The organism is Sulfitobacter sp. NFXS29, assembly GCF_040148765.1.
In the GTDB taxonomy this organism is placed as follows: domain Bacteria; phylum Pseudomonadota; class Alphaproteobacteria; order Rhodobacterales; family Rhodobacteraceae; genus Sulfitobacter.
Genome location: NZ_JAGDED010000003.1, coordinates 74781 through 95786, shown reverse-complemented (window position 1 = coordinate 95786; position 21006 = coordinate 74781). Strand labels below are relative to the sequence as shown.

Sequence of the window (21006 nt, the reverse complement as noted above, 5' to 3'; positions counted from 1 at the left end):
CCCTCATGCCGTTACTTCAACAGTGCCAGCATCTCTTTCGCCGCTTCTTCCGAAGAGGCGGGGTTCTGGCCGGTGACCAGCTTGCCGTCGACCAGCACGTAAGACGCCCAATCGTCGCCCTTGCTGTAGTCGCCGCCGTTTTTCTTCAGCATATCTTCGACCAAGAAAGGCACCACATCGGTGAGGCCAACGCCTTCTTCTTCGGTGTTGGTAAAGCCGGTGACGCGCTTGCCAGAAACCAGCGGCTTGCCGTCATGTTCAGTGTCTCTGAACACGGCAGGCGCATGGCAGACGGCACCGACAGGGCGATCAGAAGCCCAGAAGGTCTCGATCAGGCGCTTGCTGTCGGCGTCATTGGCCAAATCCCACAGCGGGCCGTGGCCGCCGGGGTAGAAGATTGCGTCGAAGCCATCCGCATCCACATCGCCAAGCACTTTGGTCGAGGCGAGCGCCTTTTGCGCGGCGTCATCGTCTTTAAAGCGGCGGGTCGCGTCGGTCTGCGCGTCTTCGCTGTCGCTGTTGGGGTCAAGCGGCGGCTGGCCGCCCTTGGGCGAGGCGAGGGTCACATCGGCGCCCGCGTCTTTGAAGACGTAGTAGGGCGCGGCGAATTCTTCGAGCCAGAAGCCGGTCTTGTTGCCAGTGTCGCCCAGTTCGTCATGCGATGTCAGAACCATCAGGATTTTCATAGGTCTCTCCTTTCGGGGGAGTTTGGGCACGCCGCTGCCATGAGGGCGCGCCAGAGGGATGCGGCCTAACGCATGGCAGAGGTGGTGGTTCCCTCAGGCTGCCACAACCCCTACGGCTTGCATTCACAAGGCGGGAGGGCTAGCAGGACGGGGTATTATTCCAAGGGCCTGTCATGGACGATCTGAAGCAAAAGTACCTGAGCCAAATCGCCGATGCTGGCGACGAATCCGCGCTGGAAGACATCCGGCTGGCCGCCGTGGGCAAAAAGGGCGAAGTGGCCCTGAAGATGCGCGAGCTCGGCAAGATGACCCCCGAAGAACGGCAGGTCGCTGGCCCCGCGCTGAACGCGCTGAAGGATGAGATCAACTCGGCGCTGTCAGCCAAAAAGGCCGCGCTTGGTGATGCCGCGCTGGACGAGCGTCTGCGCAGCGAATGGCTCGACGTGACCCTGCCGACGCGGCACCAGCGTCAGGGCAGCATCCACCCGGTCAGCCAAGTGACCGAGGAGTTGACCGCGATCTTCGCAGAGATGGGTTTTTCCGTCGCCGAAGGCCCGCGCATCGACACCGATTGGTACAACTTCGACGCGCTGAACATCCCCGGCCACCACCCCGCGCGGGCCGAGATGGACACGTTTTACATGGCCCGTGCCGAGGGCGACGAGCGCGCCCCGCATGTGCTGCGCACCCACACCTCGCCTGTGCAGATCCGCACGATGGAGGCCGAAGGCGCGCCCCTGCGCATTATCTGCCCCGGCGGCGTCTACCGTGCTGATTACGACCAGACCCACACGCCGATGTTCCATCAGGTCGAAGGCTTGGCGATCGACAAAGACATCTCGATGGCGAACCTCAAGTGGACGCTTGAGGAGTTTTTCGCCGCGTTTTTCGAGATCGACGGCATCAAGACCCGCTTCCGCGCGTCGCACTTCCCCTTCACCGAGCCTTCGGCTGAGGTCGACATCCAGTGTTCTTGGGTCGACGGCCAGTTGCGCATCGGCGAGGGCGACGGCTGGATGGAAGTGCTGGGCTCCGGCATGGTGCACCCCAAGGTGTTGCAGGCGGGCGGGATCGACCCGAACGAATGGCAGGGCTTTGCCTTCGGCATGGGGATCGACCGGATCGCGATGCTGAAATACGGGATTCCGGATCTTCGTGCGTTCTTTGATTCAGATTTGCGCTGGTTGCGGCACTATGGGTTCGCGAGCTTGGATCAGCCGAATTTGCATGGTGGGTTGTCGCGGTAAATGGAAGGAAGGGACGCAGTTGCTTGGGTTAAAGAGATCTTGACCCTTAGCTCGCCGTTTGTGGCTGCTGCTATAGGCATTCTTTTGTTCTTCGCTAAAGCGGCACAACAACGGGCGGATGAACTTCGTAGGGAACGGCTCACAGTTTACAGACAATACCTCGTTGTTCTTCAGGAACACTCAAAGGAAGACTATGAAACTCCTGCTGACGCGGGCACATCTCTGATGGAAAAGCTATCTCCGCTACAAGATCAGATCGCGCTCATGGCCCCTGACGCCGTTGCTAAAGCATCATTGCGGCTAATTGGTAGCAATATAGGCGATCACCTTTGGACAGATGGGAAGAGGGTTCAGTATCTACATAAGCTCGGACGTAGGGCCACTAAAACTGAGAGTGAAGCTTATCTCGCAGCTACTGAGCCATTCAGGGCCGCACGAAGAAGTTTGCTTAAAGAAATGAGAAAAGACATCGTGCAGGGAACTGGCATTGATGGCTATTTGACCGATGTTGAGGAACTCAAACAATGAAATTTACTCTCTCCTGGCTCAAGGACCATCTCGACACCACGGCGTCGATTGATGAGATCACCTATGCCCTCACCGACCTCGGCCTCGAAGTCGAAGGCGTCGAGAACCCGGCGGCGAAGCTGGCCGATTTCACCCTCGGCTATGTCCAATCCGCCGAGAAACACCCCGATGCCGACCGGCTGAACGTCTGTCAGGTGGAAACCGACGAAGGCGTGATGCAGATCATCTGCGGCGCGCCCAATGCCCGCGCTGGCATCACCGTCGTCGTGGCCAAGCCGGGCGTCTATGTGCCGGGGATCGACACCACCATCGGCGTCGGCAAAATCCGCGGCGTTGAAAGCTTCGGCATGATGGCCTCCGAGCGCGAGATGGAGCTGAGCGAAGAGCATGACGGCATCATCGAGCTGCCCTCGGGCAAGCCCGGCGACCGTTTCATCGATTGGCTGGCCGAGAATGACCCCGCCAAAGTCGACCCGGTGATCGAGATCGCCATCACCCCCAACCGCCCCGATGCGCTCGGCGTGCGCGGCATTGCGCGTGACCTCGCTGCACGGGGTCTGGGCAAGCTGAAGCCGCGCGATTGCGATGCGGTCGAGGGCCGCTTTGCCTCGCCGATCAATGTCAGCATCGACGATGACACGCTCGACGGTTGCCCGGTGTTCTATGGCCGCGTGATCACGGGCGTGAAGAACGGCCCCAGCCCGGCGTGGCTGCAAGATTGCCTGCGCGCCATTGGGCTGCGTCCGATCTCTTTCCTCGTGGACGTGACCAACTTCTTCACCTTCGACCGCAACCGCCCGCTGCATGTCTTTGACGCCGATAAGGTCAAGGGCAACCTGCGCGTGCACCGTGCCAAGGGCGGCGAAGAGATCATGGCGCTGGATGAAAAGACCTATACCCTGCAAGCGGGCCAGATGGTCATTTCCGACGACAGCGGCGTAGAAAGCATCGCGGGCATCATGGGCGGCGAGGCCACAGGCGTGACCGAAGACACGGTCAACGTCTTTGTCGAAAGCGCCTATTGGGACCCGGTGCAGATCGCCTATGCGGGCCGCGCGCTCAAGATCAACTCGGACGCGCGCTACCGGTTCGAGCGCGGTGTGGACCCGGCCTTCACGCCCTACGGCATCGAACACGCCACGCGGATGATCCTCGATCACGCGGGCGGTGAGGCGTCTGAGGTTGTGGTCGCAGGCCAAGTGCCTGACACCAGTCGCGCCTACAAGCTGGACGCGGCCAAAGTGCAGTCGCTGGTCGGCATGACGATCCCCGAAAGCGACCAACGCCAGACGCTGACCGCGCTTGGCTTCCAACTCGACGGTGAGATGGCGCAGGTGCCAAGCTGGCGTCCTGACGTGCAGGGCGAGGCCGATCTGGTGGAAGAGGTCGCGCGGATTGCGTCGCTCACCAAGCTCGAAGGCAAGCCGCTGCCGCGTCTGACAACGGGCGTGCCGCGCCCCGTGCTCTCGCCCATGCAGCGCCGCGTGGTTACCGCCCGGCGCACGGCGGCAGCGCTCGGCTACAACGAATGTGTGTCTTACAGCTTCATCGACCAAGCCTCTGCCGCGCTGTTCGGCGGCGGTACGGATGAGACACGGCTGGAAAACCCGATCTCGTCGGACATGAGCCACATGCGCCCCGATCTGCTGCCCGGTCTGTTGCAGGCCGCGGCCCGCAATCAAGCGCGCGGCTTTGCTGATATGGCGCTGTTTGAGGTTGGTCCTGCCTTCTCAGGCGGTGAGCCGGGCGAAGAGCAGATCATGGTCAGCGGCCTGCTGGTGGGCCGTACCGGTCCGCGCGACGTGCATGGCGCGGCGCGGGCGGTGGATGTCTATGACGTCAAAGCCGATGCCGAAGCCGTGCTGGCGGCCATCGGCGCGCCCGCCAAGGTGCAGGTCCTGCGCGGCGCGGCGGATTGGTGGCATCCGGGCCGTCACGGCAAGGTCTGCCTTGGCCCGAAAAAGGTGCTCGGCATCTTTGGCGAAGTGCACCCGCGCGTGCTGGCCGCGATGGACGTCAAAGGCCCCGCGATGGCCTTCACCATCTATCCCGCCGAAGTGCCGCTGCCGCGCAAATCCGGTGCCACGCGCCCGGCCTTGCAGATCAGCGACCTGCAAGCGGTCGAGCGTGATTTTGCCTTTGTCGTTGATACGGATGTCGAGGCGCTGACGCTGGTGAACGCGGCCAAGGGGGCCGATAAAAACCTGATCGAAGACGTGCGCGTTTTTGACGAGTTCATCGGCGGCAGCCTTGGCGAGGGCAAGAAATCCCTCGCGATCACTGTGCGGTTGCAGCCCAGTGACAAGACGCTGAAGGATGCAGACATCGAAGCCGTAGGTGCTAAGGTTGTCGAGAAAGTGACCAAAGCCACAGGCGGCGTGCTGCGCGGCTGAACGAAAGGACGAGCGATGAAAGTCTATCTCTCCGGTGAAATCCACACCGATTGGCGCGAACAGATCATCGAAGGGGCACGCAGCCTTGAGGTGACCTTCACCGCGCCGGTCACCGACCACGCCGCCAGCGACGATTGTGGCGTGGCGATCCTTGGGGAAGAGGCCGACAAGTTCTGGCATGACCGCAAGGGCGCGCAGATCAACGCGATTCGCACCCGCAAGGCGATTGCCGAAGCGGATGTGGTCGTGGTGCGCTTTGGCGAACAATACAAGCAGTGGAATGCGGCCTTTGACGCAGGCTATGCCGCCGCTTTGGGCAAATCGCTGATCATCCTGCACGGCCCTGACCATGCCCATGCGCTGAAGGAAGTCGATGCCGCGGCGCTGGCCGTGGCCTCCGAACCTGCTCAGGTGGTCGAGATTCTGCGCTATGTGCTCACCGGAACCCTGCCAGGGTGACGCGGCAGCGGGACTAGCCGCATTAAATTTTAACATCAATCAAGGGCTTAAGTGCGAATCGATTCGGCAGCGTAGTGGACGCCGCTGCTTCGCGGGCTAAACCTTCACTAGCTGGAGGTTCATCAGCCTTGATCTGCCCCCGAAAGGCAGGCCAAATCCGACCCCCGCTGCCGTGCCAAAATTGCGTGGCGGGTTAACTTTGGAAGGAGAAGGTCCATTTTAGCCGACACGCCCGCAGAGCAGGATGCGCGTCTTGAGACGCTCTATTCCTATGATATTCTTGATACCGAAGCCGAAGCGGATTTCGACGATATCGTCGAGCTTGCGTCCAAGATCTGCGAAACGCCCGTCTCTCTTATCAGTCTGGTTGATGAAAAGCGCCAGTGGTTCAAGGCCCGTGTGGGGTTTGAGCCGCAGGAGACCGGTTTGGATCAATCGGTCTGCTCTCACGCGATCCTCGATGGGGGTTATACCGAGATCTCGGATATGGGGGCCGATTCGCGCACCGTGGACAACCCGCTCTATCTGGGCGACCCGCGGGTGAAATTCTATGCCGGGGCGAACCTTGTCGCGCCGAACGGCCAACCGATCGGCACGCTTTGCGTGCTGGATACCAAGCCGCGCACCCTGACTGATTTCCAACGCCAAGCGCTGCAAACCCTGTCGCGCCACGTGATGATGCAGTTGGAACTGCGCAAGAAAATCCGCATCGAGGCCGCCCTGCGCGCCGAGATGGACCACCGGGTGAAAAACTCGTTCCAGACCATCGCGTCACTGCTGCGGATGGCGACGCGCAAGGTCCAAGACCCCGACGCAAAGGATGTGTTGGCCCTTGTAGAGCGGCGCTTTGGGGCGGTGGCATCACTGCACAGCGAATTGATGGGGCAGGGCGGCAAAGGCAAGGTGCAAACCTCTTCTTACCTTGAGCAGTTAAACAAACTTCTCGCCGCCAGTGCGCCGGATCACGTCACCATCTTTTGCGAAGCCGAGCCGGGCGAGTTGCAGGCCGTGCAAGCCTCGGCGCTTGGCATGATCGTGAGTGAGTTCGTGGCCAATTCGATCAAACACGCCTTTGTCGGGGACCGGGCAGGAGAGATCAGGGTCTCTCTGCGGCGGCAAGAGGGGGGCGAGGGCTGGCTTTTGGAGTGTCGGGACAATGGTCGCGGGCATGACGGTGCCGTGTCGGGCGCCGATAGCACAGGCCTTGGGCGGATGTTGATGGCCACGGCAGCCGAGCAGTTGAATGGGCGGCTGACGACCGATTTCAGCCCTGAGGGCGCGCTTTTGCGGGTCTGTTTTCGGGAATAGACCTGCCCGAGCCCGCAAAACGGGCGGTTCACCTGAAAACTTTATTGACCCCAATGTGCCGCAGTCCCCACTATCGGGGATGACGGCGAGGGTATCGGCGCGACGTGGAATAGGGACAGAACTGTGATTCAAGAATTCAAGGATTTCATCGCCAAGGGCAATGTCATGGACATGGCCGTTGGTATCATCATCGGCGCGGCTTTTACGGCGATCGTGTCGTCGCTGGTGGCCGATTTGATCAACCCGATTGTCGGGCTTTTCACCGGCGGGGTGGATTTCACCAACAACTACGCGGTGCTATCGGGCGATGTGCCCGCAAGTGCGTCGCTAGAGCAGGCCCGAGAGGCGGGCGCCTCGGTCTTTGCTTACGGCTCGTTCCTGATGGCCGTGATCAACTTTTTCATCATCGCCTTCGTCGTCTTCGTCTTGGTGAAGATGGTGAACCGCGTGAAATCGGCTGCGGAAAAGCCTGATGAGGTGGCGCCGGAGGTCAAGACCGGTCCGTCGCAGCTTGATGTATTGTTGGAAATTCGGGATGCTTTGAAAACGCGCTAAGCGGCGCTATCGCATGAGAAAGGCCCGCCAGATTGGCGGGCCTTTCGTGTCTCACCGGTGGCGTTTAGCCCGCGATGGCTTGATCTGCGGTGATGCTGTCGATCCCAAGCGCCTCTCCCACGGCGGCATAGGTCAGCTTCCCCGCGTGTACATTGAGCCCAGCCTTGAGGTGGGGGTCATCGGCACAGGCCTGTTTCCAGCCCTTATCGGCCAGTGCCAGCATGAAAGGCATGGTGGCATTGCCAAGCGCAATGGTCGAAGTGCGCGCCACAGCGCCGGGCATGTTGGCCACGCAGTAGTGCATGATGCCGTCGACCTCATAAACCGGGTCTTGGTGCGTGGTGGCCTTGGAGGTCTCAAAACAGCCGCCTTGGTCAATGGCCACGTCGACCAGCGCTGCGCCGGGTTTGAGTTCGGACAGCTGCGCGCGGCTGATCAGCTTGGGCGCTGCGGCACCGGGGATCAGCACCGCGCCGATGATCATATCGGCTTGGCGCGCCAATTCGATGGTGTTGCCCGCGCTGGCATAGGCGGTTTTGAAGGTGCCGCTATAGATGTCATCGAGATAGCGCATCCGGGGCAGCGAACGATCCAGCACGGTCACATCCGCGCCCATGCCTGCGGCGATCCGGGCGGCATGGGTGCCGACAACGCCGCCGCCGATGACCATAACTTTGGCCGGGCCGACACCGGGCACGCCGCCCATCAGCACGCCGCGTCCGCCATTGGCCTTTTGCAGCGTCCAAGCGCCGACCTGCGGTGCCAGACGCCCCGCGACTTCGGACATCGGTGCCAAGAGGGGCAGCCCGCCATTCCGGTCGGTCACGGTTTCATAAGCAATCGCGGTACAGCCCGAGGCCAACAGATCATGCGTTTGATCCGGGTCGGGCGCGAGGTGCAGATAGGTAAAGAGCAATTGCCCTTCGCGCAGCATCTTGCGTTCGCCCGCCTGCGGCTCCTTCACCTTGGCGATCATATCGGCGCTGGCAAAGATTTCCTCGGCCGTGTCGATGATGGTGGCACCTGCAGCGGTGTAATCCGCATCTTCAAAGCCCGCGCCGACGCCCGCCCCGGCCTGCACGATGACCTCATGCCCGTGGGCGATGGCTTCTTGTGCGGCATTGGGCGTCAGGCCGACGCGGAATTCCTGCGGTTTGATTTCTGTCGGGCATCCGATTTTCATGGGGGTCACTCCTCCTCCGTAGTGGGACAGGATTATCACAGCCGCCGTGCATATCGCTGCGAATTTGGGGTCGCCATTGGGGATTTTATTCGAATATAATCGCGCATGAATGCATCTTTACGCGAAAGTATTGCGCAAATGTCCTTGGATGAGATTGATCGGCGTGTTCTGCGCGCTTTGCAGCGCAACGGGCGGATGTCCAATGCCGAACTGTCGGAGGTGGTGCATTTGTCGCCCTCGGCCTGTCACCGCCGCGTGCAGCGGTTGGAGAAGGAGGGCTATATCCGCGATTATGTCGCCCTGCTGGACCCGCGTAGGCTCGGTATGCCGACCACGGTGTTTGTTGAGATCACCCTACAGGCGCAGGCCGAAGAGGTCTTGGAGGCCTTTGAAAAATCAGTGTCGCGCATTCCCGATGTGTTGGAATGTCATTTAATGGCGGGAACGGCGGATTATCTGCTTAAGATCGTGGCGGAGAACACCGAGGATTTCGCGCGGATCCATCGCCAGCATTTAGCGCGACTGCCGGGGGTGGCGCAGATGCAGTCGAGTTTTGCGTTGCGGACAGTGTGTAAGACGACGGCGCTGCCGGTGTAGCTGGAAGGCGCGGCGGAGGTTCCAAGTGGAGCAGCCCGGAATCAAGGCCGAAGGCCCCCGGGCAGTACCCCACAAAACAAAACCCCCGCTGCCGAGGGCACCGGGGGTTCTATATCTGTCGCGTGTCGCGGGAATGATTTACATCATACCTTCGCGTTGCGCTTTTTTCCGTGCCAGTTTACGGGCACGACGGATCGCTTCAGCTTTCTCGCGCGCTTTTTTCTCGGACGGTTTCTCGAAATGTTGCTTGAGCTTCATTTCACGGAAAACGCCTTCGCGCTGTAGCTTTTTCTTCAGAGCCCGAAGGGCCTGATCGACGTTGTTGTCGCGAACACTAACCTGCATGTGGTTGTCACCACCTTTCTAGGATAAAGTTGCAAGGAATTGCAGGAAATGGGCCTATAACAGCCTATATCTCCTTTGTCCACCCCATCACGCCCCGATAGGAGCCCGCCATGACCCCGCCCAAGGCCGACCCAAAGGACCAACTGCTTGATGCCGCAGTGATGCATGTGCCGTTTGACGGCTGGTCGCCCGCGACGTTCAAGGCCGCGATCAAGGACAGCGGTCTGGACCCGGCGCTGGCGCGCGCGGTTTGCCCCCGGGGCGCGGTCGATCTGGCCGTGGCCTATCACCGACGCGGCGATGCGAAGATGTTGGAAGGTTTGGCGCAGGCCGATTTGTCACAGATGCGGTTCAGGGACCGGATCGCCAAGGCCGTGCGCCTGCGGCTGGAAGCCGGAGATCGTGAGGCGATCCGACGGGGCAGCACGCTTTTCGCCCTGCCGCATCACGCGCCCGAAGGGGCGGGCCTGATCTGGGAGACCAGCGATAAAATCTGGACCGCGCTTGGCGATACGTCGGATGATGTGAACTGGTACAGCAAACGCGCCACGCTGTCGGGGGTGTATTCTGCCACGTTGCTCTATTGGCTGGGGGACGCCAGCGAGGGGCATCAGGCGACGTGGTCGTTCCTCGATCGCCGGATCGACGATGTGATGCAGATCGAGAAGATCAAAGCGCAAGTGCGCGAAAGCCCGACGCTCAGCCGTCTGATGGCCGGGCCGAACTGGCTGTTGAGCCATATCAAAGCGCCGCGGGGGCAGCAGGACCCTGATCTGCCCGGCCGCTGGACGCCGCCGAGCTGACGCAACCTGCGGGCGACCTGCGGGCTTTCCCGCCCGCCCGGCAGGTGGTAGGTCGGGGCACCCGGTTTTATACAGGCCCCCGATGACCAGCCAGACACTTCCGCTCATTGATATTGCAAAGGTGTGCTACACCCCCGCGGGCACACCGGTGCTGCGCGACGTGAGCCTCAGGTCCGATGCCTCGCGGATCGGCATCGTGGGGCGCAACGGGTCGGGCAAGACCTCTTTCGCGCGGGTTCTTTCGGGCTTGGTGGTCGCAGATGAGGGGCAGGTGCGGATCGGCGGGATCGACGTTGCCCGGGACCGCCGCCGGGCGATTGGGGCTGTCGGCATTCTGTTTCAAAACCCCGACCATCAGATCATCTTTCCCACCGTGGAGGAAGAAATTGCCTTTGGCCTGCTGCAAATGGGTCAATCCAAGGCCGAAGCAGCGCGGGGCGTGGCGGCAATCCTTGGTCAGTTTGACAAGCGTCATTGGGCGCAGGCGTCGATCCATCAGCTATCACAGGGGCAGCGGCAGTTGGTTTGCCTGATGGCGGTTCTGGCGATGCAACCACGGGTGCTGGTGCTCGACGAACCCTTTGCCGGGCTCGACATTCCGACGCGGCTGCATCTTGAGCGGGTCTTGGCCGGGCTCGACCTGACGCTGGTGCACATCACCCACGATCCGGCAGCGGTGGCGGGCTACGATCACATCCTCTGGCTGGAGCGTGGTGAGGTCGCCCAGCAAGGCAGCGCGCGTCCGGTGCTGCGCGCCTTCGAGACACGGATGAAAGAACTGGGGGCGAGCGATGATCTCTCTGACCTCGCCGGTTGAGACCCGCGCCCATGGCTGGCCCGCGGGGGCCAAGCTGGGGGCGCTTTGTGCGGCGACCCTGTTGCTATTCGGGGTCGAGGATCTGGTCTGGCAGATCGCCTTTTGTGCCGGGATGTTGCTGCTTTACGCCCTGCCGGGGCGGGCTTTTCTAAAAGGCGGCTTGGGGCGGCTGCGGATGCTCTGGCCCTTTGTGGCGTTGATCCTGCTGTGGCATGTGCTGATCCGCGATGCTGAGGCCGGCCTTGTCATTGTGCTGCGCATGGTCACGGCGGTGGGGCTGGCCAATCTTGTGACCATGACCACGAAGCTCAGCGATATGATGGCGGTGGTGCGCTGGCTTGCCACGCCGCTGCGCCGCTTCGGTGTCCGGACCCGCAGTCTGGAGTTGGCGGTGGCGCTGGTGGTGCGTTTTACGCCGGTGCTGGCGGCCAAAGGGCAGATGCTATCGCTGGCGTGGCGCGCGCGGTCGCGCAGGCGGGCGGGCTGGCGGATTGTGATGCCCTTTACCGTGCTGGCCATCGATGATGCCGAACATGTGGCAGAGGCGCTGCGCGCGCGGGGCGGGCTGTGATTGCTTGACCGGGGCCGAGGGCTGGCCTAGGCATTGAAAACTTTAATTCAAGGACCCTCTCAATGGAACGCAATCTGACAATGATCGCCCTCTTCGCCGCGCTGATTGCGGCATTGGGCTTGATCCCGAAATTCACGCTTGGCTTTGGCGTGCCAATCACGGCGCAGTCGCTGGGTGTCATGCTTTGTGGTACGGTGCTGGGCGCATGGCGCGGTGGTCTTGCCGCGCTGCTGTTCGTGGCGCTGGTTGCGCTTGGTCTGCCGCTTCTGGCCGGGGGCCGTGGCGGTCTGGGCGTCTTTGCCTCGCCGACCGTGGGTTTCCTCGTTGGCTTCCCGATCGGTGCCTTTGTGACCGGCTTTATCATGGACCAGTGGCGCAGTGCGCCTGTGGGTCTGGCTGCCGGGGTTTCGGCCGTGTTGGGCGGCATCCTTGTGGTCTATGCCTTCGGCATCTTCGGCATGATGATGACGCTGAACAAGTCACTGCTTGAGGCGACCCTGCTGGTCCAAGCCTTCATCCCCGGTGACCTGATCAAAGCCGTGCTGGCGGGTTTCATCACCTCAGGTCTGGCCAAGGCGCGCCCTGCAAGCGTGCTGTCGCGCAGCTAAAACGATTGGCCCGCTCCCGCGAAAGGGGGCGGACCGCTACAGCCGCATCAGCGCGGCAGAGCCGATCCCCCCGGCTGCGGCAATCGCCGCCAATCCGGTGCCCGACCCCCGCGCCACCAATCCATGCCAGAGCCGCACCGCGTTGATCGCACCCGATGCACCAATCGGATGCCCGCGTGCCAAGGCCCCCCCGCCGATGTTGACGATCTGCGGCGCGACCCCCGCGCCGGTGGCGCAGGCGATGGCCTGCACGGCATAGGCCTCCATGATCTCGGCGAGGGTCAGATCGCTGGCGGTTAATCCCGTCTGGCGAAAGACTTCGCCAATCGCCACCAGTGGAGCCAATCCCGGCTCTTCGGGTTTGCTGCCCTTGGTTGCGGTGGCGATAAGTTCGATCTTTGGCACGCTGAGCTCAGCCGCCACCCGGTCTGAGACAACGACGCAAAAGGCCGCGGCATCGGCGGCGACGGCGGCATTGGCGGCAGTGATCTCACCGAAAAGCACCTTGGCCCGGCGGCATAGCGCGGGGGTGAGACGGCGGGTGAATGTATCGGCTTCGGTGCTTGCGAGCGATACGAGTTCCGCCTTGGGCGCTCGCTGCGCACGGGCCTTTGTGTGGCTTTCCACCGCCCAGTCATCCTGCGCTTCGCGGGTGATGCCCTGCGACCGGGCAAGCGCTGCCGCGGCTTGCGCCATGTCGGGGTCACGCGCGGGCCATGGGGTAAAGGGCGCTTGGGTATAGGGCTCAGGCGGGCGGCCATCGGCGAAGGTGCGGTAGCGCAGCGGTTGGCGCGAGTAGCTTTCCGCCCCGCCCGCCACAACGATATCCGCAGCCCCCGCGAGGACCATTTGCCGCGCCAGCGCGAGCGCGTCCAAGCCCCCCGCGCACTGCCGGTCGATGCTCAGGCCCGCGACATGTTCAGGCAGCCCCGCCGCTAAGGCGATGCTGCGCGCGGGGTTGCCGCCGGGGCCAAGGGCGGTGCTGCAGATCACTTCGTCGACCTGCGCAGAGACCAACCCCGCGCGGGCAAGGGCGGCGGAAAGGACCGGCGCGGCAAGGTCAGGCAAAGACAGATGCGCCAAGGCGCCGCCGCGCGGGGCGACCGGGCTGCGGCAGGCAGAAACGATGTAGGCGCGGCTCATGATTTGCCCTCCAACCCGTCGGCGAGGGCGCGAAGGTCAATCTTGCCCGAAGGCAACAGCGGCAGGTCGGCGCGGAAATAGACCCGACGGGGGGCGGCCAGTGGGCCGAGTGCTGCGCGACAATGGGCGATAATCGTTTCAGGGCGCGCCGCCTCTGCGGTGCCTTCGACAACTGCAATCAGATGTTGCCCCCGCAGCGCATCGTCACGGGGCAGCACCGCGCAGGGCAGCCCGGTATGCGCGGCGATCACGGCCTCCACCGCTTCGGGGAAGACCAGTTGATCGGCAATCTGCACCATGCGCTGCCGCCGCCCTCTGATCCACAGCTGTCCTTTGTCATCCAGTTCGCCCATCTCGCCCACGGTCACGAAACCATCCTGCCTGCGGGTCTCGGTGCTGCGGCCCAGAGCGTAGCCATCGAAAAGGTACGGGCTGCGCACCCAGATTTCACCCACGTCTGAAGTGGGTTGCCCCGCCGCATCCAAAAGCCGCAGCTCGACGCCGGGATAGGGGCGGCCAACCGATCCTTCGGGCGTGGCGGCATCGGCCAGCGTGATAAAGCTCGTCTCTGCCGCGCCGTAAAACACATGCACCGCCGCATGGGGGCAAAGCCGCCCGGTCGCCGCCCGCGTCGCCGCATCAAGCGCGCCGCCGCCACAAAGCACCAGCCGCAGCGAGGGCAGCGGGGCGGCGGCCCCACGGGCCAGCAGCCGCAATTGCGTCGGCGTGGCATAGAGGATCGTCGCCCCCGTCGTGGCAATCTGCGCCGCCTGCTGGCGGGGGGGCTGATCGGCCAGAACATGCGCGTCGAGGCCAAGGTGCAGCGCCTCCAACACCGCATAGAGCGACAGGGAATGGCTGAGCTGCCCCAACACGGCAACGCTGTCGTGGCGGGTTAGAGCAAAGCGATCGGCGTTCACGTCAAAGCTGGCGATCCAAGAGGCTTGGCTGCGGCGCACGGCCTTGGGTTGGCCCGACGCGCCCCCGGTGAGGGTAAGGAATGCGCCGGGCGGACAGGCGATCTCATCGGGCAAGGGGCGGTCGCTGAGCCAAAAGGGGGCCTGCTGGCTGATCGCTGCGGTAAGGGCCGTCAGCGCGTCGAAGGTCGGGGTCGCGGGCAGGGCGCGGAAGCTGTCGCGCTGGCCTTCGGGCGCGCGGGGCACTTCCGATTGTCCCGCGAAAAGCCGCGCGTCCTGCTGCCATCTGAAACTGCCTTGCGCGCGCATCCGCCTTCTCCCACTTCCGCCGGGTTTCAATTTCCGGGTGCACGCCCCGGGGCCGCCCGTTAGGCTGCGGCAAAATCAGACCCGAGGATACTTCAGACATGACAGAGACCATGCGTGCAATCGAAATCACCGAACCCGGCGGTCCGGACGTTCTTCAGGGCACCACCCGCCCGCGGCCCCAGCCGAAACATGGGCAGGTCATCATCAAGGTCGCCTATGCCGGGGTGAATCGCCCCGACGCGCTGCAACGCGCGGGCAAATATGCGCCGCCGCCCACCGCCAGCGATCTGCCGGGGCTGGAGGCCTCGGGCGAGGTGGTCGAGGTCGGCCCCGGCGTGACGACACTGGCACCGGGGGATCTGGTCTGCGCCCTGCTGCCCGGTGGCGGCTATGCCGAATATGTGGCCACCCCCGCCGCGCATTGCCTGCCGATTCCCGAAGGCATGGGGCTGAAAGAAGCGGCCTGCCTGCCCGAGACCTTCTTTACCGTCTGGTCCAACCTCTTTATGCGAGGCGGGCTTAAGGCTGGGGAGAAAGTACTGATCCACGGCGGCTCTTCCGGCATCGGCACGACGGCGATCCAATTGGCCCGTATCTTGGGCGCGCGGGTGTTTGTGACCGCGGGCACGGATAGCAAATGCACGGCCTGCATGAAGCTGGGTGCCGAAGTGGCGATCAATTACCGGGATACGGATTTCGTTGACGTGCTGCAGGCCGAGGGCGGCGCGGATGTGATCCTCGACATGGTCGGGGGTAGCTATATCAACCGCAACCTGAAGGCTTTGGCCGAAGATGGCAGGCTGGTGCAGATCGCTTTTCTGCAGGGGGCCAAACAGGAGGTGAACTTTGTCACATTGATGACCCGCCGCCTGACCATGACCGGATCGACCCTGCGCCCGCAAAGCGATCTGGCCAAGGCGCGGATAGCAGAGGAGCTTTTGCAGAACGTCTGGCCCCTGTTGGAGCAGGGCCGCGTCGCGCCGGTGATGGACAGCACCTATGACCTGTCCGAGGCGAATGACGCGCACCGCCGGATGGAGGCCAGCGGCCATATCGGCAAGATCGTTCTAAAGGTCGGTGGCGCGCTGGACGCCGAGGCAGACCAATAAAATTTGAATCAGTAACGAATTGTTAACCAGTAATTCGTTTACTGATAGCACGGGTGGCCGGGACGCCAGCCACCCGTGTTGGAGAGAGAGCCGAAAGGCATTGAATGCGGGGGAGGAAATTACGCCTCTCCCGTTTTCGCCCAAATACTCGCCCCGATGGGTTTAGCGCAGAGGGGTGAACAAGGCGTTATCAAGCGTACAGTCCCGCCGAACGTCCGGCCCGCAGGGGATGAACTCAAGACTGCGAGACAGACAGATGCGCGCCTCTTGGATGTGACCTTGCTTGCAAGTGATGGTGATCCCCTGTGCGGTCAGGTCGGGGTTCGCCTTGAGGAATGCCTCCTCTACCACGGAGGCGGGCAGAGAAACGGCGCGGTCGAGCTTGCGAAAGACCTCGGGGCGGTTGATGCGGGCGTAGGCCTCTCGTGAGAGGGCGAAATAATCCGCCGAGTCCAGCCCGCTACAAGAGCCGTGTTTCTTCCACTGATGCCATGCCAAGCCCCCGGTGCCCATAATATCGGCCATCTCCCCGGTCTGTGCGCGACTGGGCGGGCGCTGGCCGCTTTGGCAATAGGACGGATACCCGCGCGTGAACTGCGGCCAAAGCCCATGCAGCGTCCAGCCGTGGTCCTTATCCGCATCGCATTGCGGAGACTGCCGCGCGTCGCCGGTCAATTCGCACCAATTGGGCGACCATGACAGGGACATGACGTAATAGTCGAATTCACCCGAACGCTCCCCTTCGGCCAGCGTGGCGGTGGGGGCGATCAGCGTGAGGATCAGCAGACAGGCGCGCAGTGGCCGCATTGGGTCTTCCCTTATGATGTTTGAGACAGTATACAGCCGCCAACTTCCCCGACAATGAAGACCGTTCTGCCAAGCAGGACAGCCTTTCAGGCGACGGGAAAATTGCGTTTTTAGGAGAGTGACATGGCAAAACCGATTATGGCCAAAGCCACCGCCGTCTGGCTCGTGGACAACACCACCATCAGCTTTAAGCAGATCGCCGATTTCGTCGGCATGCATGAGTTGGAAGTGCAGGGCATCGCCGATGGCGACGTGGCGCAGGGCGTGAAGGGTTTTGATCCGGTTGCCAACAACCAGCTCACTCAAGAAGAGATCGACGCGGCGCAGGACAATCCGCTGCACAAGCTGAAGCTCAAGTTCAACGCCGCCGCTGAAGGCGAAGAGAAGCGCCGCGGCCCGCGCTATACCCCGCTCAGCAAACGTCAGGACCGTCCGGCGTCGATCCTGTGGCTGGTCAAGTTCCACCCCGAACTTTCCGACGGTCAGGTCAGCAAGCTGGTAGGCACCACCAAGCCGACGATCCAAGCGATTCGCGAGCGCACGCATTGGAACATCGCCAACATCCAGCCAATCGACCCGGTTGCCCTTGGCCTGTGCAAACAGTCTGAGCTTGACGCCGCCGTGCAAAAGGCCGCCGCGAAAAAGGCCGCTGCGGGCGAAGTGATGAACGACGACGAGCGCCGCAAGCTGGTGTCGACCGAGCAGAGCCTCGGCATGGACAACGAGCCGAAAATCCCCACGGCCATCGAAGGTCTGGAGACCTTCACCCTCTCCGGCAACAGCACGGACGACGAAGAGGAAGAGGATCATTCCAAGGGCGATTACTCCGACGCCGACAGCTTCTTCTCGCTGCCCGATAGCACCGATGAAGACGACGAGGATGAAGACAAAGCCAAGGGCTAAGCCCCCTCAGGGGGTGTGGCGGAAGGAACTTTCGCCACAAGGATGTGTTAAAGTGACAGGGCGTCGGAGTCTCCGGCGCCCTGTTTTTCTTTGTTAAAAAGGCGCTTTGCGCCGGGGGATGGATTTGGAAACGGCATTGGACTGGATGATCTGGGGGCTGGCAGGGCTGCTGATACTGTGCAGCCTGCTGCCGATGAGCAAGCTGCCTTTTGGGGCGATCCGGGGGCTGGCCTTCCCACGTGAGCAATTCCTTGGTCTGGCGCTGCTACTGGCCGCCGCCTTTGCGCTGGTGCAGGGGCCGACGACGCCTTCCGGCATGATTGGCATCGCTCTCATGCTGGGCGTTGCAGCGCTTCAGGCGCTTTATATCACCAAGTTCACCCCACTTTGGCGCAAGCAATCGCTCGCCGCCTCGCCCGAACTGCGCCGCGAGACGGACCGCCATTTCAGTCTGCTGGCCGCCAACGTCAAGAAATCCAACCGGGACTATGGCAAGCTTATCGCCCTCGTTGAGGCGAGGGTGCCGGATATCTTCATGGCCATTGAAGTGGATCAGGATTGGATTGATGCGCTGGATGCCGGGCTGGGCAAGAACTACGAGCACCGCATCGACGTGCCGCTCGACAATGGCTACGGGCTGTGCGTGATGTCGAAACTGCCGTTGTCGGAGGTTGAGGTGCGGGAGCTGGTAACGCGCGACGTGCCGTCGATCCGCGCCCGGGTGCATCTGCCGATGGGGGAGGATTTCCGCCTCTATGTCGTGCACCCCGAACCGCCTGTGATCGAACATGACACCAAGGGGCGCGACAGCGAAATCGCTTTGGTCGGGATCGAGGCCGAGAAAGATCCGCTGCCCGCGGTGGTGTCGGGCGATCTGAACGATGTGGCTTGGTCCACGACGACGCGGCGGTTCCAGCGGCTCTCCGCCCTGTTGGACCCGCGCGTGGGGCGCGGCATGTATAACACCTTTAGCGCGACGATGCCGTGGGTGCGCTGGCCGCTCGATCACCTGTTCCACGACCCGCAGTTCCGACTGCTTGAGATGGACCGGTTGGATAAGATCGGGTCGGATCACTTCCCCATGTGGTTTGTCTTGGCGCTGGCCCAGACCGAAGCCGCCGAAAGTGATCCCGAGGAAACCGATCCAGAAGAGGAGCAGGAGACCGAAGATATGATCAAAGAAGAACGCAAAAGAGACCGCGACCCCATCGGCAGTGACTGGGAAGACGAGCAAAACTAACAATCTGCATTTCGGGTAATTTTACCCCTTGTACGAATCCTAAAACGGCGTATGTGGCGCATTACAGACGCCAACGCACGCGCCTCTGGCCGGTCAGTTCCTACTCTGACTGACCCGCGTTTATGTAGCGACGGTAACGTCTCTTGAAACGACACGCGGGGAACCAGCCCCACCTGCTCTTTGGAGATGACCATGAACGCTACAGTCCCCGGTGCCCTGCGCACCGCAACCACTGCATTTTCCGATCCGGCTGCCGCCTATATCGCTGCCAACAGCTTTGACAAACCAACGCTGGTGATTAGCCGCGACCGTGTCGCCGCGCAATATGACGCGCTGCACAAAGGGCTGGGCGAGGCGCATATCCACTACGCGGTGAAGGCAAACCCGGCGCCGGAAATCATCCGTCTGCTGGTCAAAAAGGGCTCTGGCTTCGACGCGGCCTCGCGGGCCGAGATTGAGCTTTGCCTCAGCCAAGGTGCGAAGCCTGAGAACATCTCTTTCGGCAACACCATCAAACGCGCCTCTGACATCGCTTTCGCGCATTCCGCAGGCGTGACCCTGTTCGCAGCCGACAGCGAAGCCGAACTCGACAAAATCGCCGCCCATGCACCGGGCGCGCGGGTCTACCTGCGCTTGATCGTCGAAAACTCCATGGCCGACTGGCCACTCAGCCGCAAATTCGGTTGTGCTGGTTCGGCGCTGCCTGCGCTGTTGAACCACGCGGTTGCCGTGGGCCTCGTGCCCTTCGGCCTGTCCTTCCACGTCGGTTCGCAGACCCGCAAGGCGGAGTTCTGGAACCCGGTGTTGGATCAAGTCGCGCCGCTGTGGCATGCCGCCCGTGCGGATGGCCATGATTTGCAACTGCTGAATCTCGGCGGTGGCTTCCCGGCCTTTTACGGCGAAAGCATCGAGGCGCCGCGCGCCTATGCTGCGGCCGTCATCTCGGCTGTCAAAGCACGGTTCGGCGACGTGCCGCAACTGATGGCAGAGCCGGGCCGTGGGCTGGTGGCAGAGGCGGGTCATATCGCGGCCGAAGTCCTGCTGGTGAGCCGTAAGTCCGCGGACGACCTGCACCGTTGGGTCTATCTCGACATTGGCCGTTTCTCTGGCCTTGCCGAAACCGAGGGCGAAGCGATTCGCTACCAGATCGTCACCCCGCATGACGGCGAAGAGACCGGACCCTGCGTTTTGGCTGGCCCGTCGTGCGATTCGGCGGACATTCTTTACGAAAAACGACCGATTCACCTGCCTTTGGCCCTACGCGATGGCGATAAAGTGATGATTCGCGCTTGCGGAGCCTACACAAGCTCTTACAGTTCGGTTGGGTTCAATGGATTTCCGCCGCTTGATGTGATCGTGCTCTAAAGCACGGTCTGCGTCGCCACGGAAAAGGGTCGTCTGCTTTGGGAGGAGCGGGCGGCCCGCTTTGATTCCGGACTGCAATTCCGGGGGGGCTTAAAGCGCCTTACGCGCCTGCATCGCGGCGGTGATGGTCCCGTCGTCGAGGTAATCAAGCTCCCCGCCAATCGGAACCCCTTGGGCGAGGGAGGTGAGCCGCACCCGGCCTTCCAATTGATCTGCGATGTAATGCGCGGTGGTTTGGCCGTCGATCGTGGCGTTGAGCGCGAGGATCACTTCGGTCACGCTTTCGGTGTCGATCCGGTCCACCAGACGGGGGATACGCAATTCCTGCGGGCCGATGGCATCCAGCGCCGAGAGCGTGCCGCCCAGCACATGATAACGGCCCTTGAACACGCCAGACCGTTCCATCGCCCAGAGGTCGGCCACATCTTCGACCACGCAAAGCTCGCCATTGGCACGTTTTTCGGAGGTGCAGATGTCGCAGACATCAGCGGTGCCCACGTTGCCGCAGTTCAGGCATTCGCGCGCCGTGGCGGCGACGGTCTGCATCAGGTCGGACAAAGGGGTGAGCAACAGCGCGCGTTTGCGGATCAGGTGCAGCACCGCGCGCCGGGCCGAGCGGGGGCCAAGGCCGGGCAATTTCGCCATCAGCTCGATCAGGGCGTCAATGTCGCGGGTAGAGCTCAAGAATGGCACCTGTGGGAAAAGGGAGGGAAGGGGCGTCTCCGCCCCAACCGTTTAGAAGGGCAGTTTCATACCTGCGGGAAGGCCCATGCCTTCGGTCAGCTTGGACATTTCGGCCTGCGCGCGTTCAGATGCTTTGCTCTGCGCATCTTTGATGGCGGCAAGGATCAGGTCTTCGACCACTTCTTTTTCGTCTTTGTTAAAGATCGACGGGTCGATATCGAGCCCCTTCAACTCACCCTTGGCGCTACATGTCGCTTTGACGAGGCCTGCACCGGATTCACCTTCAACGGTGATGTTGTGCATCTCCTCTTGCAGTTCGGCCATCTTGCCCTGCATTTCCTGCGCTTTTTTCATCATCCCGGCCATATCGCCGAGGCCGCCTAATCCCTTGAGCATCTGGGTCTCCTTGTTGCGTTGTCGTTTATATGT

The 21006-nt window shown here is 62.3% G+C and carries 24 protein-coding genes; 15 read left to right on the top strand and 9 right to left on the bottom strand.

The window, feature by feature from the left end:
* Nucleotides 1–11: 11 nt before the first annotated feature.
* On the bottom strand, nucleotides 12–686 hold the full coding sequence (locus J3456_RS07060) for a type 1 glutamine amidotransferase domain-containing protein (protein ID WP_349579516.1): 675 nt from the start codon (nucleotides 684–686) through the stop codon (nucleotides 12–14).
* Between the two features lie 173 nt (nucleotides 687–859).
* Between J3456_RS07060 and pheS the strand changes: the two genes are divergently transcribed.
* Genes pheS through J3456_RS07040 form a run of 4 tightly spaced genes read left to right on the top strand, consistent with a single transcriptional unit; the run spans nucleotide 860 to nucleotide 5313 of the window.
* Nucleotides 860–1933 carry a phenylalanine--tRNA ligase subunit alpha gene (gene pheS, locus J3456_RS07055; protein ID WP_349579515.1) on the top strand — a complete coding sequence of 358 codons (1074 nt, stop codon included), beginning with the start codon at nucleotides 860–862 and terminating at the stop codon, nucleotides 1931–1933.
* A gap of 39 nt (nucleotides 1934–1972) precedes the next feature.
* Nucleotides 1973–2461 (top strand): hypothetical protein, encoded by a 489-nt coding sequence (locus J3456_RS07050; protein WP_349579514.1) that lies wholly within the window; start codon nucleotides 1973–1975, stop codon nucleotides 2459–2461.
* Nucleotides 2458–4854 carry a phenylalanine--tRNA ligase subunit beta gene (gene pheT / locus J3456_RS07045; RefSeq protein ID WP_349579513.1) on the top strand — a complete coding sequence of 799 codons (2397 nt, stop codon included), beginning with the start codon at nucleotides 2458–2460 and terminating at the stop codon, nucleotides 4852–4854. The genes J3456_RS07050 and pheT overlap by 4 nt, the downstream gene beginning before the upstream one ends.
* A 15-nt stretch (nucleotides 4855–4869) precedes the next feature.
* The gene (locus J3456_RS07040) at nucleotides 4870–5313 is read left to right on the top strand and encodes a YtoQ family protein (RefSeq protein WP_120351942.1); all 444 of its coding nucleotides are present in this window, start codon (nucleotides 4870–4872) and stop codon (nucleotides 5311–5313) included.
* Nucleotides 5314–5532: 219 nt separating this feature from the next.
* Here J3456_RS07040 and J3456_RS07035 read toward each other — a convergent pair whose 3' ends face one another.
* Nucleotides 5533–5748, bottom strand: coding sequence for a hypothetical protein (locus J3456_RS07035; protein WP_349579511.1), 216 nt, complete (start codon nucleotides 5746–5748; stop codon nucleotides 5533–5535).
* Here J3456_RS07035 and J3456_RS07030 point away from each other — a divergent pair.
* Complete coding sequence (locus J3456_RS07030) at nucleotides 5647–6621, top strand: histidine kinase dimerization/phosphoacceptor domain -containing protein (RefSeq protein WP_349579700.1); 975 nt, start codon at nucleotides 5647–5649, stop codon at nucleotides 6619–6621. The genes J3456_RS07035 and J3456_RS07030 overlap by 102 nt on opposite strands.
* 123 nt (nucleotides 6622–6744) lie before the next feature.
* On the top strand, nucleotides 6745–7176 hold the full coding sequence (gene mscL / locus J3456_RS07025) for a large conductance mechanosensitive channel protein MscL (protein WP_259946461.1): 432 nt from the start codon (nucleotides 6745–6747) through the stop codon (nucleotides 7174–7176).
* A gap of 64 nt (nucleotides 7177–7240) precedes the next feature.
* On the opposite strand, the gene ald is transcribed toward mscL, so the two are convergent.
* Nucleotides 7241–8359: an alanine dehydrogenase gene (gene ald, locus J3456_RS07020; protein ID WP_349579510.1), complete on the bottom strand. Its 1119-nt coding sequence runs from the start codon at nucleotides 8357–8359 to the stop codon at nucleotides 7241–7243.
* A gap of 138 nt (nucleotides 8360–8497) precedes the next feature.
* Between ald and J3456_RS07015 the strand changes: the two genes are divergently transcribed.
* Nucleotides 8498–8956, top strand: coding sequence for an Lrp/AsnC family transcriptional regulator (locus J3456_RS07015; protein ID WP_349579508.1), 459 nt, complete (start codon nucleotides 8498–8500; stop codon nucleotides 8954–8956).
* 138 nt (nucleotides 8957–9094) lie between these two features.
* Here J3456_RS07015 and rpsU read toward each other — a convergent pair whose 3' ends face one another.
* Nucleotides 9095–9301, bottom strand: a complete 207-nt coding sequence (gene rpsU, locus J3456_RS07010) for a 30S ribosomal protein S21 (protein ID WP_007118112.1) — start codon at nucleotides 9299–9301, stop codon at nucleotides 9095–9097.
* 110 nt (nucleotides 9302–9411) lie between these two features.
* On the opposite strand from rpsU, the gene J3456_RS07005 reads away from it, so the two are divergent.
* The 4 genes from J3456_RS07005 (at nucleotide 9412) to J3456_RS06990 (ending at nucleotide 12100) form a co-directional block, all read left to right on the top strand.
* The gene (locus J3456_RS07005; protein WP_349579507.1) at nucleotides 9412–10104 is read left to right on the top strand and encodes a COQ9 family protein; all 693 of its coding nucleotides are present in this window, start codon (nucleotides 9412–9414) and stop codon (nucleotides 10102–10104) included.
* An 82-nt stretch (nucleotides 10105–10186) separates the two neighbouring features.
* Complete coding sequence (locus J3456_RS07000) at nucleotides 10187–10921, top strand: energy-coupling factor ABC transporter ATP-binding protein (RefSeq protein WP_349579505.1); 735 nt, start codon at nucleotides 10187–10189, stop codon at nucleotides 10919–10921.
* Nucleotides 10896–11492 carry an energy-coupling factor transporter transmembrane component T family protein gene (locus J3456_RS06995; protein ID WP_349579504.1) on the top strand — a complete coding sequence of 199 codons (597 nt, stop codon included), beginning with the start codon at nucleotides 10896–10898 and terminating at the stop codon, nucleotides 11490–11492. The genes J3456_RS07000 and J3456_RS06995 overlap by 26 nt, the downstream gene beginning before the upstream one ends.
* A 62-nt stretch (nucleotides 11493–11554) precedes the next feature.
* Nucleotides 11555–12100, top strand: a complete 546-nt coding sequence (locus J3456_RS06990) for a biotin transporter BioY (RefSeq protein WP_259983109.1) — start codon at nucleotides 11555–11557, stop codon at nucleotides 12098–12100.
* A gap of 36 nt (nucleotides 12101–12136) precedes the next feature.
* Here J3456_RS06990 and J3456_RS06985 read toward each other — a convergent pair whose 3' ends face one another.
* Together J3456_RS06985 and J3456_RS06980 are read right to left on the bottom strand one after the other, a co-directional pair.
* The gene (locus J3456_RS06985; RefSeq protein ID WP_349579503.1) at nucleotides 12137–13243 is read right to left on the bottom strand and encodes an acetyl-CoA C-acyltransferase; all 1107 of its coding nucleotides are present in this window, start codon (nucleotides 13241–13243) and stop codon (nucleotides 12137–12139) included.
* Nucleotides 13240–14469, bottom strand: coding sequence for an AMP-binding protein (locus J3456_RS06980; RefSeq protein ID WP_349579502.1), 1230 nt, complete (start codon nucleotides 14467–14469; stop codon nucleotides 13240–13242). Before J3456_RS06980 ends, J3456_RS06985 begins: the two co-directional genes overlap by 4 nt.
* 98 nt (nucleotides 14470–14567) lie before the next feature.
* On the opposite strand from J3456_RS06980, the gene J3456_RS06975 reads away from it, so the two are divergent.
* The gene (locus tag J3456_RS06975; RefSeq protein WP_067624857.1) at nucleotides 14568–15578 is read left to right on the top strand and encodes an NAD(P)H-quinone oxidoreductase; all 1011 of its coding nucleotides are present in this window, start codon (nucleotides 14568–14570) and stop codon (nucleotides 15576–15578) included.
* 162 nt (nucleotides 15579–15740) lie between these two features.
* On the opposite strand, the gene J3456_RS06970 is transcribed toward J3456_RS06975, so the two are convergent.
* The gene (locus J3456_RS06970) at nucleotides 15741–16385 is read right to left on the bottom strand and encodes a ribonuclease T2 family protein (RefSeq protein ID WP_349579501.1); all 645 of its coding nucleotides are present in this window, start codon (nucleotides 16383–16385) and stop codon (nucleotides 15741–15743) included.
* 123 nt (nucleotides 16386–16508) lie between these two features.
* Between J3456_RS06970 and J3456_RS06965 the strand changes: the two genes are divergently transcribed.
* The 3 genes from J3456_RS06965 (at nucleotide 16509) to J3456_RS06955 (ending at nucleotide 19893) form a co-directional block, all read left to right on the top strand.
* Nucleotides 16509–17288 (top strand): DUF1013 domain-containing protein, encoded by a 780-nt coding sequence (locus J3456_RS06965; protein WP_349579500.1) that lies wholly within the window; start codon nucleotides 16509–16511, stop codon nucleotides 17286–17288.
* A 118-nt stretch (nucleotides 17289–17406) separates the two neighbouring features.
* Entirely contained in the window at nucleotides 17407–18528 is a 1122-nt protein-coding gene (locus J3456_RS06960; protein WP_349579499.1) for an endonuclease/exonuclease/phosphatase family protein, read from the top strand.
* 186 nt (nucleotides 18529–18714) lie between these two features.
* Nucleotides 18715–19893: a type III PLP-dependent enzyme gene (locus tag J3456_RS06955; protein ID WP_349579498.1), complete on the top strand. Its 1179-nt coding sequence runs from the start codon at nucleotides 18715–18717 to the stop codon at nucleotides 19891–19893.
* A gap of 90 nt (nucleotides 19894–19983) precedes the next feature.
* Here the strand turns inward: J3456_RS06955 and recR are convergent, their stop codons facing one another.
* Nucleotides 19984–20577 (bottom strand): recombination mediator RecR, encoded by a 594-nt coding sequence (gene recR / locus J3456_RS06950; RefSeq protein WP_120351929.1) that lies wholly within the window; start codon nucleotides 20575–20577, stop codon nucleotides 19984–19986.
* 51 nt (nucleotides 20578–20628) lie between these two features.
* Nucleotides 20629–20973, bottom strand: a complete 345-nt coding sequence (locus J3456_RS06945) for a YbaB/EbfC family nucleoid-associated protein (protein ID WP_007118099.1) — start codon at nucleotides 20971–20973, stop codon at nucleotides 20629–20631.
* Between the last annotated feature and the right edge of the window lie 33 nt (nucleotides 20974–21006).